A 17,054-nucleotide genomic window follows, 5' to 3' on the forward strand; every position below is an offset into this window, starting at 1 on the left:
TGTTGTTGTAGGCCGGTCAGGCCCCGATATACGCCTTGCGAACCTGTTCGTTGCCCAGCATCGTCTCCCGGTCGCCTTCCATGACCAGATGGCCGTTCTCCATAACATAAGCACGGTGGGCAATCTTCAGGGCCGCAAACGCATTCTGCTCTGCCAACAGCACGGTTGTGCCCAGGCTGTTGATTTGTTTGACGGTTTCGAACACTTGCTTGACCACCAGGGGAGCCAGGCCAAGGGATGGCTCATCCAGCATCAGCAAGCGGGGGCGGCTCATCATGGCGCGGCCGATGGCCACCATCTGTTGCTGCCCCCCGGACAGAGATCCGGCAGGCTCATCGGCCTTGTCTGCGAGGATCGGGAACAGCTCCAACACTTCGTTCAGGCGCTTGCGGTTGCCCTGCCGATCACGTCGGTGCACGTAGGCCCCCATCATCAGGTTCTGCATGACGCTCATCTGCGGAAACAGTTTTCGGCCTTCGGCACACTGCACTACGCCGCTGGCGACGACCGCGCTGGCTTTCATACCGTTGAGCTGTTTGTCTTCGAACTGGATCTCGCCGGCCGTCGGCTTTACCAGGCCACTAATGGCATTGAACAGGCTGCTTTTACCGGCGCCATTGGCCCCGAGTAGAACAACCAGCTCCCCGGCATCCACCGTCATCGAAATATCGGTCAGTGCCTTGAAGCTGCCATAGCAGACGTCGACATGGTTAAGCTGCAGCATCTTCGTCACCTCCCAGATAGGCTTCGATCACCACCGGGTTGTTGCGTACTTCTTCCGGCGTGCCCTCGGCAATCTTTTCACCGTGATCCAGCACCATGATCTTGTCTGCCAGGCTCATGATCATGTCCATCTTGTGCTCGATCAGGCACACGGTGAGTCCTTTTTCATCCACCATTTTCCGCATCAGCGCGGCGAATCCGACGGTTTCTTCCGGATTGACCCCGGCCGCCGGCTCATCCAGCAGGACGATCTTGGGGTCGGTCGCCAGTGCCAGGGCAAAGGCCACCCGCTTGCGTTCTTCCTGGGTGATGTCGGCAATAAACTGCCCGGCAACGTGGGCAAGGCCCACAAATTCCAGGGCTTCCATGGCCTTGTCCCGCGCCGCCTTCTCTTCACGTTGCAGGCGTTTGCTGTTGATCAGCACGTCCCACAGGCCGGATTTCGTCCGCAGCCGGTGCCCCACGATCAGGTTGTCCAGCACGGTTGCCTGCTCAAACAGGTTGGTTGTCTGGAAGGTCCTTCCCACACCCAGGCGTGCGACCCTGTCGCTGGGCAGGTTAGTGACGTCCACGCCGTCCAGCAGGATACGGCCGGAGGTGGGCTGGTGCAGGCCTGAAATAAGGTTGAAAAAGGTGCTCTTGCCAGCACCGTTGGGGCCGATAATGGCGTTGATCCTGCCGGCTTCGAACTCCACCGACACATCGCTCACCGCCGCCAGACCGCCAAACATTTTGGTGACGTTTTCTACCTTAAGCATTGCTCTCTGCCTCCCGGTTCTGTGCGGTGTTGACCTTGTTCTCCTGGCGCATTTTCGTTGGCGCCAGTGCCTGGGACTTGCGATGCATCCAGGTCAGGAAGGAGCCGGTAATGCCCCGGGGGAAGAAGATCACCAACAGCACCAGCAGCGGCCCGAAAATGATCATTCGGTACTCTTCCAGGAACTGCAGTGACTGGGTAATCCACACAATGCCCACGGTGCCCAGCAACGGCCCCATAATGGTGCCGATACCGCCCACCAGCAGATAGGTGATCATGTCGAAGGTGTGGTTGATATTGGCCTCTTCCGGGCCGATGAAACGGACCATCCCGGCATACAGGGCACCTGCCAGCCCGGCATAGGTCGTGGACAGTACAAAGGCGAGGACTTTATTGCGCATCAGGTTGATCCCGAGGGACTGGGCCAGTTCATCACCGTTGCGGATGGCAATGAAGGTACGACCCAGCAGGGACTTGGACAAACGCCCCATGAACCAGATTGCGAACACCAGGAAGGCCAGCACCAGGTAGTAGAACGGGGTGGTGTCTGTAAAGTCCACCAACCCAAAGCCATAGGGTGCGGCGATATCTCGGACACCGATGGCGCCATGGGTCAGCTCTTCCCACTTGTCGATCAGCAGGTAGATGATAAAGCCCACACACAGGGTGAATATCGCAAAGTAATGCTCTTTCAGGCGCAGCGAGACGATGCCCACGAGAAACCCGAGCACCGCCGTCATCACCAGCGCACCCAGGAAGGCCGGCCAGAAGCTCCAGCCATAGTCGGCAGTCAGCAGGCCAAGGGTGTAGGCTCCGATGGCAAAAAAACCGCCGTGGGCCAGGTTCAGCTGGCCGCAAAAACCGGTAATGATGTTCAGGCCGTAGACCGCGATCGCCCAGACAAAGGCGGTCGCCATCACGTACACCTGGTACTCATTCGCGGCGATCAGCGGGAACAGTATGGCGAAGGCCAGCATCAGGTACTTGGCCGCTGGCGTCATCAGCAGGGAAGCGACTTTGAACATGATCAGTGCGCCCCCTTCGCGAACAGGCCCTGTGGACGAACTGACAGAATCAGCACCAGCAGACCAAAGGCAATAATGTCTTTATAGGACGTCGAGATGTAAAAGCCTCCGAGGGCTTCGGCGAAACCGATAATCATGCCGCCGGCAATGGCGCCAGGCACGCTACCCATGCCACCGAGTATGATAATGACGAAGGCTTTCATGATGACCAGGTGCCCCATGGCGGGATACACCAGATTGATGGGCGCATAGAGTGTGGCGGCAAACGCGGCCAGCATGCCCGAAATCGCAAACGTCATCATCGCCACCCGGTTGGCATCAATGCCCACCAGGAAGGCACCTTCACGACTCTGCGCCATGGCGATAATGGTCGCCCCCGTCATGGTCTTGCGCAGGAAAAGCTGCAGGGCCACTACCAACACGAACGCCCCCGCAATGATCAGCAGGCGCTGCTCAGGAATAATCAGTCCGTCGAAATTCATGATGCCGGTAAATGGCGATGACATACGGCGGAAGTCCGACCCCCAGAACATCTGCACCACCGCTTCCAGAAACAGCAGAATACCAATGGCGGCGATCTTGTCGTGGATCGGTGGCGAATGCCTCAGTGGGTGGAACACCAGACGCTCACACAGTATCGCCAGGACAGCGACCACCGCGGCCGAACCGGCCATGGCAATCCAGTAGTGCGCGCCCAGGTCCACCATGAAAAAGTAGGACATGAATGCCCCGACCATATAGAGCGCGCCATGGGCAAAATTGGGGATATGAAGTATCCCGTAGACCAGGGTCAGGCCCAGGGCTACGAGACCGTAGATACTCCCCAGGGTTAACCCGTTGATGATTTGTTGTAGAAAAAGGCTCAAGTGTGCTCCTCCGCTGTTTTGTTGTTGTTGCGAGTTATGCGGTTTTGGGCAGGGCCTTGCGACCCATCTATCAGCTTAATGAAACAATTGCACCGAACGTCTCGTATGTCAATATTTAGAACGGTATTCCGCAGTGCGGAATAATAAGCATGAATTAACGCTTAGGCTTTAGCCTTCCACTCTTCTTCCTGCAGCGCTCGCCACATCAACTTGCCCGTGGGTGATTTCGGCAACTCATCCACGAACTCGATGATTTCTGGCACTTTGTAGGCAGCCATCTGCTCCTTACACCAACTGACGATGTCCGCTTCGGTGGTACTGGTCTCCGCATCCGGCGTCAGTACGATGCAGGCTTTCACAGTCTCACCGCGTTTGGGGTGGGGCGATGAAATGACACACACTTCGTGGATGGCCGGATGCCGGTACATCAATCCTTCCACTTCCGAGGGCCACACCTTGAAGCCTGATGCGTTGATCATCCGTTTGACCCGGTCCACCATGAAGAAATAGCCCTCTTCGTCGTAATAAGCGAGGTCACCGGTGCGGAAAAAGCGTTTGCCGTCGATGTCCACGAACGCCGCCTCGGTTTCAGCCGGGCGATGCCAGTACCCCTGGGTTACCTGAGGACCATTGGAAACAATCTCCCCCACTTCGCCCGGGCCTTTCTCTTCCAGGGTCTCAACGTCAATGATGCGGCTATCCACATCGAATACCGGAATACCCAGGCACTGGGGCTTGGGATGATCCGACGGGTTGATGTGGGTGGCGGCCATGGTTTCCGACAGGCCATAACCCTCGATGTAATCCAGGCCGGTCATGGCTTTAAGCTTGGCAGCCACCGCTTCCGGCATTGCCGCTCCACCACCGCCAATGGTGTTGAGGCTGGAAAGGTCGTATTGCCCGATGTCCGGATTCGACAGAAAATCCACCGCCATGGTGACAATGTTGGTCCAGCCGGTGACCTGGTAACGTTCTATCAGCCGGGCGGCGGTTGTGCGATCCCAGCGCGTCATAATGATGGTAGTTGAACCACTGTAGATGGGGCTGTTCATGGAGCCGGTCATACCGGTCACGTGGAAGAACGGCAACGTCGCCAACTGGACAGTGTTGGCGGTGCTCAGATTCCAGAACGCCCGGTGAACCGCTGTGGCCATGACACTGCGGTGCGTATGCATGCATCCCTTGGGCGCGCCGGTGGTCCCGGAACTGTAGGGAATCACCGCCAGGTCGTCCGGGCCTGCGGTGTGCTCTGCCGGCTTGTGATTACCGGCCAGCGCCTGTTCCCAGCTCACCACGCCGGGTACGTCTTTGGACCAGGCCGGTGCAGCCACCTCTGCCGGCAAATCCAGGTCGGTGTCCTTATTGATGTAGGTGTTATAGGACGCCACCACCACCCGCTCAAGATCCGTGCTGTCCAGCATCGGCAGGATAAAGTCGGCCAGTTCCTGACCGGCCAGGCACACCCTCGAACCGGTATCGGCAATGTAGTGTTCCAGCTCTGCAGCCCGGTTCATCGGATTCACCGGAATCACCACGGCGTCGGCTCGCAGTATGGCGTAGTAGGCAACGGCATACTGGGGGGAGTTCTGCATGTAGAGCAGAACACGGTCACCTTTCTTCACTCCTTGAGCCTGAAGATAGCCGGCCATCGCTTCCACTTCCGTCAGCAGCTGCCTGTAGCTCATGGGCGCATCGTAGTAGATGGTCGCTGTATGGTCCGGATACCGCAGGGCAGATATTTGCAGGTTGATGAAAACGCTGGTGTCAGGCAGTGTCATGCTCTTTGGTAATTCTTTTGGCCAGACGCTGTGGTGGCGTGTAAATGTCATTGTTGTCATCCCCTCAGTCAATTCAGTGAGCCGCAGCGGCGGCCAGATCGAATATTCCAGTACCACCGGGCAGGGCTTCCCGGTGACGCAATGGCGTTATCGCAATGGCTTTTTCCCGCAGCACGGTGACGTCTTCATCCGGTGCCGTAATGTGCCGGGAACTGCGATCGAACCCCAGCCACCAATAAGGCAGGCTACGGGCATCCTGCCCTGCCAGCAGGCGGGGCCGCTGAATGGAGCCGGTGGATTGGTTGCACCATTGCGCTTGCCGGATCACACCGGCGTCGCAGGCCGGAAAGTTCACATTCCAGGCCCGGTTTTCGCCCGGTTGCCAGAGCTTGCGGATTACCTGCTCGCCGAACGCCGACACCGGCGACCAGTCAACGCCTTCCCGGCTCAGGAAGGCCTGGCTCAGCGCAATGGCGGGTATGCCCATATGTTCGGCGCTGAGCACCGCGCCCACGGTTCCGGAGTACTGCACCGAATCACTGATATTGGCGCCGCAGTTCACACCGGACAGCACCAGATCCGGCGGGTTATCACCAAACCAATGGGCCAGCGAGTACAACACACAGTCTGCGGGGGTACCGGACACGGCATAGCGTTTCTCACCGTTTTCATACACCCGCAGCGGGTCGTGAATGGAGATGCTCTGCCCTGCGCCACTGCGATCATGCTCCGGCGCCACCACCCAGACTTCTTCCGCCAGATTGCGGGCAATCCGTTCGAGAATCGCCAGCCCAGGTGCGTTGATGCCGTCATCGTTGGTGATCAGGATGCGACGGACCATCGGTTCCGTGATTGCAGCAGTCTGGCTCATGACCGGTCTCCTTCACTGGCTATTTTCCAGCCCGCTTCCGCCAGCTGGCTTGCACGTTTGCCAACCTGCAGGGCATCGGCATTGGCGGCATTTCCCTGCAACGCGCGGGCATAGACCCCCTGAACAATCGCCGCCAGACGGAACAGGGAAAACGCCAGGAACACATGCCAGTCCGCAATGCCATCGCGACCGGTCTGTTGGCAGTAACGGGCAATGGTTTCCTGCTCAGTGGGAACGCCCAGTGCCTCCAGATCCTCCCCCAACAAACCGCGGGAACCTTCCATGTCCGAAGGCAGGTGGTACGGCAGGCAGTAATAGGCAAGATCCGCCAGCGGATGACCAAGAGTAGACAACTCCCAGTCCAGAATGGCGATCACGTCCGGTTTGTCCGGTGCCAGCATCAGGTTGCCAAAGCGGTAGTCACCATGGGCAATAGCGCACTCATCGGTGGATGGCAGGTTTTTCGGAAGCCACTCCATGAGTTTGTTCATGGCGGACTGCTCGTCCGTTTTCGACGCCAGGTACTGCTTGGTCCAACGGGATACCTGCCGTGCCACATAGCCTTCCGGACGGCCATAATCCCCAAGGCCGATTTGGTTAACATCCACCGAGTGCAGTGCTGCCAGGGTGTCGATAGCCGACCGATGGGCCGACATCCGCTCCTGACGATCCAGCGCCCGCAGTGCCGGATGACTAACTATGCGGCCTTCCAGATAATCCATAACGTAGAACGGCGTACCGATGATGCTGCTGTCTTCACACAAAGCCCGGGTGGCCGGCACGGGCACGCTGGTGTGTTCGGACAAAGCGCGCATGACTTTGTATTCCCGCTCCACCATGTGGGCGGAGGGCAGTGTTTTTCCCGGTGGCTTTTTGCGCAGAACGTACTGACCGCTGTCGGTGTCCAGTAGAAACGTGGGGTTCGACTGCCCGCCCTGGAATTGCTGTACGTCCAGCTTGGTGCCGAAACCTGGTATGGCTCGCTGTAGCCAGGTCCGGAGGCTGTCTTCATCAAATTGGTGGGCTGGCAAAACGTCTACCAACTCTGGGTTCATGGCCATCTTTTCTGTTGCCTTCATTTATTGCGTGACAGCCCCGTCATGGGGGCGGCGGCCGGCGGGTGGGGGTGTCTTTCTTCCGGGAAAAAGAACTCGCTGCGCTCGGACACCTTTTTCCCTGCACAAAGACACCCCCACCCACCTGCCTCGGCGTGCTTTCGTTGATGCCTTCTTAACAAATGGTTTCGCCGCCGTCGGCTACGATGACCTGTCCGGTGACGTAGGCACTCGCCTTTGTTGACAGGAAGACGGCCAGGCCGGCGATGTCGACCGGGTCACCGATTCTGCGCAGTGGGGTTTTGTCTTCGGCGCGTTTAACGCGGACCGGGTCTTCCCACAGGGCTTTGGCAAAGTCGGTTTTGATCAGGCCGGGGGCGATGCTGTTCACTCGAATGCCCTTTGGCCCCCACTCCACTGCCAGATTCCGGGCCAACGCCGCTTCCGCTGCCTTGGAAACACCGTAAGTACCGATGGTGGTATTGCCACGGATTCCGGCGATGCTGGACAGAAGAACAACCGCACCTTCACCTTTCCCGGCCATCTGCGGCAGCACCATGTTGGTGAGCCAGAAGGTGCCTTTGACGTTGGTGTCCATGATCTTGTCCCAGGCTTCGTCGGTCATTTCGGCGGTGGTGCCGTAGACCGGGTTGGTGGCGGCGTTGCACACCAGCACATCGATAGAACCCCAGGCTTCGTTGGTTTTATCCACCAGGTTCTGCAGGTCTTCCTTCTTACCCACATGACAGGGAATGGCGATGGCCTCGTAGCCCTGCTCTTTCAATTCATTGGCGACCTGCTCACAGGCATCGGCCTTGCGGCTGGAGATGACAACTTTGGCACCCAGGCGAGCCATTTCTTCGGCGATGGAACGGCCGATGCCTTTGGTGGAACCGGTGATCAGGGCGACTTTTCCGGTCATATCGAAAAGCGGGTTGTTCATACAGACACCTCATTGTCGAAAATCTTTCTCAGAGCTATGGGAACGAACGGGGAGGAACCTGCCGGGACCGTCAAAAACATGGATGTTTTTGTCGAGCGTACATGGACGTATTCACAGCGCGTCCCGGCAGGTTCCTCCCCGTTCGTTCACGCACCCGACAAAGCGGGCCAAAACAATTACCGGTATTGTTTGAGCTCCAGCTTGGCAACAGAATCAAGATGCACCTCATCCGGCCCGTCCGCCAGCCGCAACGTCCGCACCTTGGCCCAGGCTTCGGCCAGGAACGTGTCCTGAGACACGCCCGCGCCACCGTGAACCTGAATCGCCCGGTCCAACACCTTCAGCGCCATGCTCGGTGCGATCACCTTGATCATCGCAATCTCCTGACGAGCCACCTTATTGCCAACGGTGTCCATCATGTGCGCCGCTTTCAGGGTCATCAGCCGAGCCTGTTCAATCTCCATGCGACTGCGGGCAATATCCTTGCGAATGGAATCGAAACTCGACAGCGGCTTACCGAAAGCCTCGCGGGCATTGGCACGCTTGCACATCAGCTCGAGGGCACGCTCGGCAACCCCGATGGTGCGCATACAGTGGTGAATACGGCCCGGCCCAAGGCGGCCCTGAGCAATTTCAAAACCACGGCCCTCACCCAACAGAATGTTGTCCACCGGCACCCGCACATTGTCATACTGAATCTCAGCGTGGCCGTGAGGGGCATGGTCGTAGCCAAACACCGTCAGCGGGCGGATCATCTTCACGCCCGGCGTGTCCAGCGGCACCAGAATCATCGACTGCTGCTTGTGCTTCTCAGCCCCCGGATCGGTCTTGCCCATAACAATGGCGATTTTAGAGGTGGTGGTCATGGCACCTGACGACCACCACTTACGGCCATTGATCACATACTCATCGCCTTCGCGACGGATTTCACAGGCAATATTGGTGGCATCGGAAGAGGCCACGTCAGGCTCGGTCATGGAGAAGCAGGAGCGGATTTCGCCATCAAGCAGGGGCTTCAGCCACTTGTCCTGCTGCTCTTTGTTGCCGTAGCGGGCGATGGTTTCCATGTTGCCGGTGTCCGGCGCGGAGCAGTTGAACACCTCCGGCGCCATGGCCGAGCGCCCCATGACTTCACACAGATGGGCGTACTCATAGTTGGTCAGACCGGCACCGAATTCACTGTCGGGCAGGAACAGGTTCCACAGCCCCGCGGCTTTCGCCTTGACCTTCAACTCCTCGACGATCGGTACCGGCGCCCAGCGATTCTCCGCCTGCTCGACCTGTTCATGGTGCTTGTGCTCATTCGGGTAAATATGGGCGTCCATGAATTCGTGAAGCTGCGCCTGCAGTTTTTTGGCTTTGTCAGACAGCTCAAACATTCCAGTACCTCATTGGTTGAAGGATCAGATTGGCACGCCTTCCGGTTTCTCACTCCCGGAGCGAATGCGGAAGGTGCCTTCGGCGATGGCCAGGAGGTTACCCTTGTCGTCGTGAACCTCTCCGGTGCTGTTAAAAATTCGGGTACCGCCGGCCCGTTTGCGGCCGGTGACCCGGATAGTTCCACCGGAACACTGCCCGGTGAACGTTGTCGTCAGCGACAGGGTAATGGCTTTGCGTATCCGGCCGGGATACGGACAGTAGGTGCCGGCCTCGGCCATTGCGATATCCAGCAGCGACGTCAACACACCGCCGTGAATCACGCCGCCCAGATTGAGATGGCAGGGCTGGAGCTCCAGGCCAATCACCGCTTCGTTCTCCTCCCAGGACATCTGGTGATACCCCAGCAGATTGTGAAATCCAGGCAGGTCCTGGCCACCACGGATATGCAGGCTGTCTTCACTCATTACACTTTCATTCCAGGCAGGTTAAGAGAGGCGGTATTACCACCGTCTACGGGCAGAGACTGACCAGTGATATAACTAGCGTCATCACTGGCCAGGAACAGGATGGCGGCGGCAATTTCTTCCGGTGCACCATAGCGCCGCAATTCACACCGTGATCCAAGCTTATGGGCTTTCTCATTGGCGCGGGCATAGTCAAAAACAGCCTGGGTCATGCCGGTTTCCACCAGCCCCGGGCACACCGCATTCACGCGTACATTGTCGTTACCCAGATCGCAGGCAGCAGTCATGGTGAGGTTAACCACACCAGCCTTGGACGCGCTGTAAGCGTTACCACCGGCACCAGAGCGAAGACCGGCCACCGAGGCGGTATTAACAATCGAGCCCAGCTTGCGGGCCTGCATGTGGGGCGCGACATGCTTTATAAACAGCATGGTGCCAATCAGGTTCACCGCCAGCACCTGTTCCCATTCACCCCGGTCGTTACCGGTAATATCGGGGTGACCACCACTGGTGCTGGCGATGCCGGCAACGTTGCACAGCACGTCAATGCGACCGAAGGTCGAGACAGTTTCGCCCACCAGTGCGCTGACCTGCTCCTCATCAGCCACGTCTCCAATGCGACGCAGGGTTTCCGCTCCCTCGGGCATCAGGCCCTCGGTATCCAGCAGGCCCGCTTCGGACATATCCATCATCACCACCTGCGCGCCCTCCCGCGCCAGGCGAACCGCCGTGGCCCTGCCGATACCACTGCCGGCCCCGGTGACGATGGCTACCCGCTTGTCGAAACGCCCCATGCCGATGCTCCTTTTTATAGTTTGTTGCGTCGTCGCGAATTCACCTTCTACTGTAATTTGTCACGCCTTCCGGTTTTGAGTCAATATATTCGGAAGTAAATTTCACTAGATAAAACACCGGAACTACAATAGGCGAAAAAATGAAAAACACGCAGCACATGCCCGTCTATGCCCCCACCGATCCCGATGAGTCCATGGACGCCATTGGCCAACGCATCCAGCACCTCGCCCTCGAACGCCCGGACCATATCGCACTCATCGATGGCGAGACCCAACTCAACTGGCAGGCGCTTGTCAGGCGAGCCAACCGCATCGCCAACCGGCTGCGATCCGCCGGTCTGAAACAAGGTGACGCCGTAGCGGGTTTGTCAGAAAACAGCATCCATTATGTTGCTCTGTACCTGGGGACGTTGGTGGCCGGCGGTTGCATGGTGCCGCTTTCAGGCATGGCGAGTGGCAGCAGCCTGGCACTGATGCTGAATGACTGCAGAGCCCGCTTCCTGTTTGTTTCCAAGAAGAACATCGAGCTGTTTGAAGGCATTGCCGACAAGCTCGATACGCTCGGGCGCGATCAATGTATAGCGCTCGATGGCCACAGCCCGGGAATGCGCCTGGACCTTGCGTCCTGGCTGGGCGATATCGACGCGGAGGCGCGCCCGGCCACGGTCACCCTGGATGATCCGTTCAATGTCATTTACAGCTCGGGCACGACCGGCACCCCCAAGGGCATTCTTCACGATTACCGTTTCCGCCAGCGCCAGATGGTCCGAATGAGTCGCTTCGGGCTTGATGGCAACGCCGTTAACCTGGTGTCCACGCCGATGTACTCCAACACCACGCTGGTGTCCGTACTGCCAACTCTGTTCTACGGCGGCACCCTGGTGCTGATGGCAAAGTTTGATGCCCGGCGGTTCCTGGAAATGGCTGAACGCTATCGCGTGACCCACGCCATGCTGGTGCCGGTTCAGTACCAACGCATCCTCGCCGATCCGGAATTCAATCGCTTCGACCTGTCCGCGTTCCAGCTCAAGTTGTGCACCAGCGCTCCCCTCAGGGCGGACGTCATCCGGGAAGCCATGGAGCGCTGGCCGGGCAACATCCGCGAGGTGTATGGCCTGACCGAAGGCGGCATCTCCACCAGCCTGGACTGCGCGGCCCACCCGGACAAATGGGACTCCGTGGGAAAGCCCACCGAAGGCGCGGAAGTTCGGGTAATTGACGAGGAGGGCAACGAGCTGCCCCGGGGCGAGACCGGGGAGATCGTGGGCCGCGCCATCTCCATGATGCGGGGATATATCAACCGCGAGGAACAGACCCGGGACATGCTCTGGACCAGCCCCGAGGGCCTGGTCTTCTATCGCAGCGGTGATATGGGCCGAGTCGATGAAGAAGGTTTTGTGTATATCCTGGACCGACGCAAGGACATGATCATCTCCGGCGGTTTCAACATCTACGCGGTGGATCTCGAAAAGGTACTGCTGGCCCATCCGGCCGTCGCCGACGTTGCGGTGATTGCCATTCCCAGCGAACAATGGGGCGAAACCCCGCTGGGGCTGGTGGTGCTCAAGCCCGGCTGCACAGAGGATGAGGCGGAGATCCTCGAGTGGACCAATGGTCAACTGGGCAAGGCCCAGCGCCTGACGGCCATTGAATTCCGCCCGGAGCTGCCCCGTTCCACCATTGGCAAGGTGTTGAAGCGCGATCTGCGGGCGCCTTACTGGCCCTGAACTAGCCCTTGCCCATGCGCGCAAGGGCGGCCCGGCAATCCTCCGACCGTAGTCTGTCGGCAAACACGGCGCGCTCCCTCTCAAGGGCCTCGCTCACCGCTTCCCGCCAGGGCGCCTTGATGAGGCGCTTGGTGGCCCGCAGGGCTTCCCGGGGTTTAGCCGCGAGCGCGTCAGCCTGTGCCAATGCTTCATCCACCGCCAGCCCATCATCAACCACATGACTGACCAGGCCACATTCCCTAGCTTCCTCGCCGTTCAGAGTGTCTCCCATCAGTAGCAGATCCGCGGTACGCCGGGAACCCAGATGCAACGGCATGGTCACGGTAGAAGCCGCCTCCGGCACCAGCCCCAGATCCACAAAGGCGGTTTTGAAACGTGCGGAGCGGCCAGCGATGACGGAGTCACAATGCAACAACAGGGTAGTGCCGATCCCGATGGCAAGTCCTTCCACCGCAGCAATGATGGGCGTATCGCACACCATCAGGGCTTCGATAAAAGCCAGACCCGCAGAGGGCTTCGGATTCTTATCCGTAGCGCGGGCGCGGAAATCATCGAGATCATTGCCGGCGGTAAAAACACCACCGTCACCGCTGAGCACAATGGCATGCACGCTGGTATCTGCCGCTGCTTTGCTCACACCTTCGGCCAGCGCCCGGTACATATCGCGAGTCAATGCGTTTTTTTTGTCCGTCCTGCTGATCACCAGGTGGGCCACACCTGGCTGATTTTGGGTGATGATCACGATGAATGCCTCCATGAACTAAACTTTGGTAATGGAATATCGGCAACCATCCTATTGCAAAAAGCAAAGTGTGTGATAGATTCAGATACACGGATTCATTCTGCAGTCACTAATTCCGCACAGTGAAATCACGAACAGGACGTCCAACACAATAATGATCGAGGTCCAGCAATGAAGATACTAACAACCGCCAGAAAAACCCTGATCACGTACGGTTCTGCCCTGACCCTGGGCCTGACCGCCGCACTGGCCAGCGCTCCGGCAGCTGCCGCTGAAGAAAGCTTTACCTGGAAGGTCCAATCCCATTGGCCTGGCTCCAGCAGTTCCTATGAAGACAGTCTGGTTCGACTCAAGACCATTCTTGAAGAGCGCACCGATGGCCGTCTGGAGCTGGAACTTTACGAAGCAGGCTCGCTGTTTAAAGCCAAGGAAATCTTCAACGCTGTCAGCCGGGGCATCCTGGAAATGGGCACCATTTCCCCGGCTTACGCCCAGGACAAGATCACCCTCGCGGGTATTGCCTCGGGCCTGCCGTTTGCCTTCCGTAATGTCTGGGAAGCCGCCTATTTCCATCAGGGCCTCGGGTTCGAACAGATGCTTCGCGATGAAGCGGCCAAACACAATGTCTATTGGGCGACTGACAAGGTCTACCCGACCGAGATGGTGGTCAAGCAGCCTATTAATAGCTGGGAAGACTTCACCAAGCTGAAAATCCGCTCCTCTGGTGCGCTGCAAAGCTTTCTGACCGACGCCGGTGCCGCCGCATCCTACATCCCGGGCAGCGAACTCTACTCCGCCCTGGACTCCGGCATTGTTGACGGTGCCCACTGGGGGGCTTCTCAGGGCGCATTCAGTATGGGCCTGTATGAAGTGGCCAAATACCACGTGCAGCCAGCACTGAACATTGCCGGCACCGACGTCATCATTGTCAGCCAGAAAGCGTTGAACAAGTTGCCCGAGGATATGCAGAACATCGTCAAGCAGGCCCTTGAGGAACAGTTCTGGTTCCGTACCAACGAGTATCAGTACAAGGAACGCATCACGCTGGCCAAGGCCATCAGCGAACACAATGTTCAGGTCAACACCTTGCCGGAGGACGTTCAGAACCGTCTGACCCAGACCGCACAGACGTTGTGGGATGAGGAAGGCAAGCGCAGCGACAACGCCCAGAAGGCGCTGGACATGCTGAAAGACTACCTGTCAGAGCTTGGTTACCTGTAAACGCCTGACACCTGAAACCGGCCGGGCCAGCTTTTCAGGCCCGGCTTTGCTTTTGAACGAACCGTTTCCCGGAGAATACCAATGGGTGTGTTGAGCGCATTCATGAGAGGGGTTACCCGTCTCAATGATGTCATCGGGCGCGGGATAGCGCTGATCGTTTTTGCCATGTTCGCATTCCTGATCATGGAGGTGGCGTTTCGCTACCTGTTCAACTCACCCACGGTATGGACCAACGAACTGACCCAGATGCTGTTTGGCATCTACGCCGTCATGTCCGGGGGTTACATCATGGCTCACCGTGGCCATGTGAATGTTGATCTGCTGCACTCACACCTTCCGCCCCGCGGCCGTGCCGTGCTCGACATTCTGACTTCAACAATATTCTTTATATTCACCCTGGCCCTGCTTTACTTCGGCTACGACATGGCCAGTGAGTCCATTGCCAGCTGGGAAACCTCCTATTCCGCCTGGAACCCGCCTATCTGGCCGGTGAAAGCTGCCATTCCATTGGGCACTGGCCTGCTGGTTCTGCAAGGCATCGTCAAGTTACTGGAAGATATCGCAGTGGCCTTCAACCTCAATTACTACACCCCCGAACCCCAGGACGACGCCAAAGGAGAGCCATTGTGAGCATTGAAATCCTCACGCTGCTGTTCTTCGGCTCCCTGCTGTTTTTCCTGCTTCTGGGCCTGCCACTGGCCTTTGTGCTGGGCGGCGTATCCGTTGTCTTCCTCTACTTCACCTGGGGATTCGACTCCTTCTACATGGTGTCCTCGCAGATCTGGGGCACCATGGAAAGCTTTACCCTGGTGGCGATCCCCCTGTTTGTCTTCATGGCGATGATTCTGGAGCGAACCGGGGTTGCCAAAGACCTGTACCGCATGATGCATCTTTGGTGCGGCGGCCTGCGGGGCGGCCTCGCGATTGGCACCCTTGGCATCTGCGCCGTTTTTGCAGCCATGGTCGGCATCAGTGGCGCGGCGGTCGTCGCCATGGGCACCATCGCTCTGCCCTCAATGCTTGAACGGGGCTACGACAAGAAGATGGCCCTGGGTGTGATCAACACCGGTGGGGGCTGGGGCATACTGATTCCTCCCAGCATTCTGATGATCCTCTATGCCCTGATTACCGGTGTGTCGGTGGGCAAGATGTTCGCTGCCGGCATCATGCCCGGTATTCTGCTGATGGTACTGACCGCCATCTACATCCTGGTGCGCTGCCACCTGCAGCCCGAACTGGCCCCGGCGCTGCCCAAGGAAGAGCGTGGCACCTGGCCGGAGAAGTTGCGTGCCCTGCGGGCGGTACTGCTGCCCATCGGTGTTGTGATCATGGTTCTGGGCTCTATCATTGGCGGCATTACCACGCCAACCGAAGCCGCCGCCATGGGCGTGCTCGGCGCCCTGATATCCGCTGCGGTGTACCGTCAGTTCAAGTGGAGCATCCTGCAGGAAGCGGCGATCCGCACCTTCAAGCTCACCGGTATGATCATGTGGATCCTGTTCGCAGCCCACGCCTTCAGTGCTGCCTATCAGAGCATGGGGGCCCAGGATCTGATCGAGGGGCTGATGAATATGATTCCCGGCGGCCCCTGGGGCATCATCGTCGCCATGATGGTGATCGTGTTCCTGCTGGCCATGGTGCTGGACCCGGTTGGCATCATGTTGATCACGCTGCCGGTATTCATGCCCATCGTTGAGTCCCTGGGATTTGACCCGATATGGTTCGGCATCCTGTTCGTGATCAATATGGAAATCGGCTACATGACGCCGCCTTTCGGTTTCAATCTGTTCTATCTGAAAGGGGTGGTGCCACCGAGCATCACCATGAAGGATATCTACTCATCGATCATTCCCTTTGTGATTGTTGAAATTGTGGGTCTGGGGTTGATCATGATCTTCCCGCAAATTGCCACCTATCTGCCGGATCTGCTGTTCTGAGCCGAGCCTGATCATGGCCGATCATAACCCGGCATGGGTTGTTGCAGGCGGTTTAACAGAGGACTACCTTTAGGGAATCCCGATCAATGGAACCGGGATTCCCAATCACAAGGAGACGTTCTCATGAACCGATTCAGCCCTGCCTTAGTGCCCCTGCTTCTCCTGCTCTTGCTTGCCCCCTTCGCGGCCCAGGCTGAGACCCTGACCGACCAGACCATCCGCTCATTCATCAGCAGCCTGGAAACCCTTCAGGGGATGGAGAGTGAATTCGATGAGATGACGGAGGATTTCCCGGCCGAGAAAGGTGAGCGCGGTGGCGAGATGCCAGACATGTCGCGAATATTCTCATCGTCCATCGAGCGCATGAAGGGTCATGACCTATATAACCGGCTGGAAGACGTGGTGGAGCAACACGGATTCGCCAATCCCGAGTCGTGGGCGAAAACCGGTGACCGCATCTTCCAGGCCTGGAGCGCCCTGAAAATGGGCGAGCAGTCCAACACCATGAATCAGGAAATGGCCAAAGCCATGGAAGAGATCAACAACAATCCACACATGAGCGAAGCCCAAAAACAGCAGATGCGGGACATGATGGGTGGCGCCATGTCTGCCATGGAAACGGCAAGCAACGCACCGGAAGCCGACAAGCGTGCCCTGCGACCGCACCTGGACGCACTGCGCGCCGCAACCGATTCAGACCGTTAAGCAGCACACGCCCCGAATCGAGTAGGAGGGGGAGTTACCTCCCCCGTCCTCTCACACCACCGGGCA

The 17,054-nt window shown here is 58.3% G+C and carries 17 protein-coding genes; 5 read left to right on the forward strand and 12 right to left on the reverse strand.

Going from position 1 to position 17,054, the window contains the following annotated elements; genetic code table 11:
- Window positions 1-16: 16 nt before the first annotated feature.
- From ACTRWH_RS20130 to ACTRWH_RS20180, 11 genes are all read right to left on the reverse strand, one after another.
- Window positions 17-724 (reverse strand): ABC transporter ATP-binding protein, encoded by a 708-nt coding sequence (locus tag ACTRWH_RS20130; RefSeq protein WP_007155440.1) that lies wholly within the window; start codon window positions 722-724, stop codon window positions 17-19.
- Window positions 711-1,481: an ABC transporter ATP-binding protein gene (locus tag ACTRWH_RS20135; protein WP_036202098.1), complete on the reverse strand. Its 771-nt coding sequence runs from the start codon at window positions 1,479-1,481 to the stop codon at window positions 711-713. The genes ACTRWH_RS20130 and ACTRWH_RS20135 overlap by 14 nt, the downstream gene beginning before the upstream one ends.
- Window positions 1,474-2,505 (reverse strand): ABC transporter permease subunit, encoded by a 1,032-nt coding sequence (locus ACTRWH_RS20140; RefSeq protein WP_462826779.1) that lies wholly within the window; start codon window positions 2,503-2,505, stop codon window positions 1,474-1,476. Before ACTRWH_RS20140 ends, ACTRWH_RS20135 begins: the two co-directional genes overlap by 8 nt.
- 2 nt (window positions 2,506-2,507) lie before the next feature.
- A complete protein-coding gene (locus ACTRWH_RS20145; protein WP_007155443.1) occupies window positions 2,508-3,371 on the reverse strand; it encodes a branched-chain amino acid ABC transporter permease in 864 nt (287 codons plus the stop codon).
- 161 nt (window positions 3,372-3,532) lie between these two features.
- Window positions 3,533-5,200 carry a long-chain fatty acid--CoA ligase gene (locus ACTRWH_RS20150; RefSeq protein ID WP_091641499.1) on the reverse strand — a complete coding sequence of 556 codons (1,668 nt, stop codon included), beginning with the start codon at window positions 5,198-5,200 and terminating at the stop codon, window positions 3,533-3,535.
- Window positions 5,201-5,222: 22 nt separating this feature from the next.
- Window positions 5,223-6,002 (reverse strand): 5'/3'-nucleotidase SurE, encoded by a 780-nt coding sequence (gene surE, locus ACTRWH_RS20155; RefSeq protein WP_075195566.1) that lies wholly within the window; start codon window positions 6,000-6,002, stop codon window positions 5,223-5,225.
- Between the two features lie 14 nt (window positions 6,003-6,016).
- Complete coding sequence (locus ACTRWH_RS20160) at window positions 6,017-7,081, reverse strand: phosphotransferase (RefSeq protein WP_075195543.1); 1,065 nt, start codon at window positions 7,079-7,081, stop codon at window positions 6,017-6,019.
- A 169-nt stretch (window positions 7,082-7,250) separates the two neighbouring features.
- Entirely contained in the window at window positions 7,251-8,018 is a 768-nt protein-coding gene (locus tag ACTRWH_RS20165) for an SDR family NAD(P)-dependent oxidoreductase (RefSeq protein WP_075195544.1), read from the reverse strand.
- Window positions 8,019-8,194: 176 nt separating this feature from the next.
- A complete protein-coding gene (locus tag ACTRWH_RS20170; protein WP_075195545.1) occupies window positions 8,195-9,397 on the reverse strand; it encodes an acyl-CoA dehydrogenase family protein in 1,203 nt (400 codons plus the stop codon).
- Window positions 9,398-9,421: 24 nt separating this feature from the next.
- A complete protein-coding gene (locus ACTRWH_RS20175; RefSeq protein ID WP_462826780.1) occupies window positions 9,422-9,862 on the reverse strand; it encodes a hotdog fold thioesterase in 441 nt (146 codons plus the stop codon).
- Window positions 9,862-10,656, reverse strand: coding sequence for an SDR family NAD(P)-dependent oxidoreductase (locus tag ACTRWH_RS20180; protein WP_036202087.1), 795 nt, complete (start codon window positions 10,654-10,656; stop codon window positions 9,862-9,864). Before ACTRWH_RS20180 ends, ACTRWH_RS20175 begins: the two co-directional genes overlap by 1 nt.
- A 140-nt stretch (window positions 10,657-10,796) precedes the next feature.
- Here ACTRWH_RS20180 and ACTRWH_RS20185 point away from each other — a divergent pair, with 140 nt between their 5' ends.
- Entirely contained in the window at window positions 10,797-12,383 is a 1,587-nt protein-coding gene (locus ACTRWH_RS20185) for a class I adenylate-forming enzyme family protein (RefSeq protein WP_428396844.1), read from the forward strand.
- Window position 12,384: 1 nt separating this feature from the next.
- On the opposite strand, the gene ACTRWH_RS20190 is transcribed toward ACTRWH_RS20185, so the two are convergent.
- Complete coding sequence (locus tag ACTRWH_RS20190; RefSeq protein ID WP_036205530.1) at window positions 12,385-13,125, reverse strand: enoyl-CoA hydratase-related protein; 741 nt, start codon at window positions 13,123-13,125, stop codon at window positions 12,385-12,387.
- Between the two features lie 171 nt (window positions 13,126-13,296).
- On the opposite strand from ACTRWH_RS20190, the gene dctP reads away from it, so the two are divergent.
- The 4 genes from dctP to ACTRWH_RS20210 all read left to right on the forward strand — a co-directional run bounded on the left by dctP (window position 13,297) and on the right by ACTRWH_RS20210 (window position 16,988).
- Window positions 13,297-14,346, forward strand: a complete 1,050-nt coding sequence (gene dctP, locus ACTRWH_RS20195; protein ID WP_075195549.1) for a TRAP transporter substrate-binding protein DctP — start codon at window positions 13,297-13,299, stop codon at window positions 14,344-14,346.
- Between the two features lie 81 nt (window positions 14,347-14,427).
- Window positions 14,428-14,976, forward strand: coding sequence for a TRAP transporter small permease subunit (locus ACTRWH_RS20200; protein WP_036202080.1), 549 nt, complete (start codon window positions 14,428-14,430; stop codon window positions 14,974-14,976).
- Window positions 14,973-16,283: a TRAP transporter large permease gene (locus ACTRWH_RS20205; protein WP_007155586.1), complete on the forward strand. Its 1,311-nt coding sequence runs from the start codon at window positions 14,973-14,975 to the stop codon at window positions 16,281-16,283. Before ACTRWH_RS20200 ends, ACTRWH_RS20205 begins: the two co-directional genes overlap by 4 nt.
- 123 nt (window positions 16,284-16,406) lie before the next feature.
- Complete coding sequence (locus ACTRWH_RS20210) at window positions 16,407-16,988, forward strand: hypothetical protein (RefSeq protein ID WP_462826781.1); 582 nt, start codon at window positions 16,407-16,409, stop codon at window positions 16,986-16,988.
- Window positions 16,989-17,054: the final 66 nt, after the last annotated feature.

Source organism: Marinobacter sp. G5_S1_61_S3, assembly GCF_054968585.1.

Excerpts from the sequence above, each read along its gene's own strand:
- ACTRWH_RS20200 (WP_036202080.1), top strand. The coding sequence starts at position 14,428 with ATGGGTGTGTTGAGCGCATTCATGAGAGGGGTTACCCGTCTCAATGAT.
- ACTRWH_RS20210 (WP_462826781.1), top strand. The coding sequence starts at position 16,407 with ATGAACCGATTCAGCCCTGCCTTAGTGCCCCTGCTTCTCCTGCTCTTG.
- ACTRWH_RS20180 (WP_036202087.1), bottom strand. The coding sequence starts at position 10,656 with ATGGGGCGTTTCGACAAGCGGGTAGCCATCGTCACCGGGGCCGGCAGT.
- dctP (WP_075195549.1), top strand. The coding sequence starts at position 13,297 with ATGAAGATACTAACAACCGCCAGAAAAACCCTGATCACGTACGGTTCT.
- ACTRWH_RS20150 (WP_091641499.1), bottom strand. The coding sequence starts at position 5,200 with ATGACATTTACACGCCACCACAGCGTCTGGCCAAAAGAATTACCAAAG.
- ACTRWH_RS20130 (WP_007155440.1), bottom strand. The coding sequence starts at position 724 with ATGCTGCAGCTTAACCATGTCGACGTCTGCTATGGCAGCTTCAAGGCA.
- ACTRWH_RS20160 (WP_075195543.1), bottom strand. The coding sequence starts at position 7,081 with ATGGCCATGAACCCAGAGTTGGTAGACGTTTTGCCAGCCCACCAATTT.
- ACTRWH_RS20165 (WP_075195544.1), bottom strand. The coding sequence starts at position 8,018 with ATGAACAACCCGCTTTTCGATATGACCGGAAAAGTCGCCCTGATCACC.
- ACTRWH_RS20170 (WP_075195545.1), bottom strand. The coding sequence starts at position 9,397 with ATGTTTGAGCTGTCTGACAAAGCCAAAAAACTGCAGGCGCAGCTTCAC.
- ACTRWH_RS20175 (WP_462826780.1), bottom strand. The coding sequence starts at position 9,862 with ATGAGTGAAGACAGCCTGCATATCCGTGGTGGCCAGGACCTGCCTGGA.
- ACTRWH_RS20140 (WP_462826779.1), bottom strand. The coding sequence starts at position 2,505 with ATGTTCAAAGTCGCTTCCCTGCTGATGACGCCAGCGGCCAAGTACCTG.
- ACTRWH_RS20135 (WP_036202098.1), bottom strand. The coding sequence starts at position 1,481 with ATGCTTAAGGTAGAAAACGTCACCAAAATGTTTGGCGGTCTGGCGGCG.
- ACTRWH_RS20185 (WP_428396844.1), top strand. The coding sequence starts at position 10,797 with ATGAAAAACACGCAGCACATGCCCGTCTATGCCCCCACCGATCCCGAT.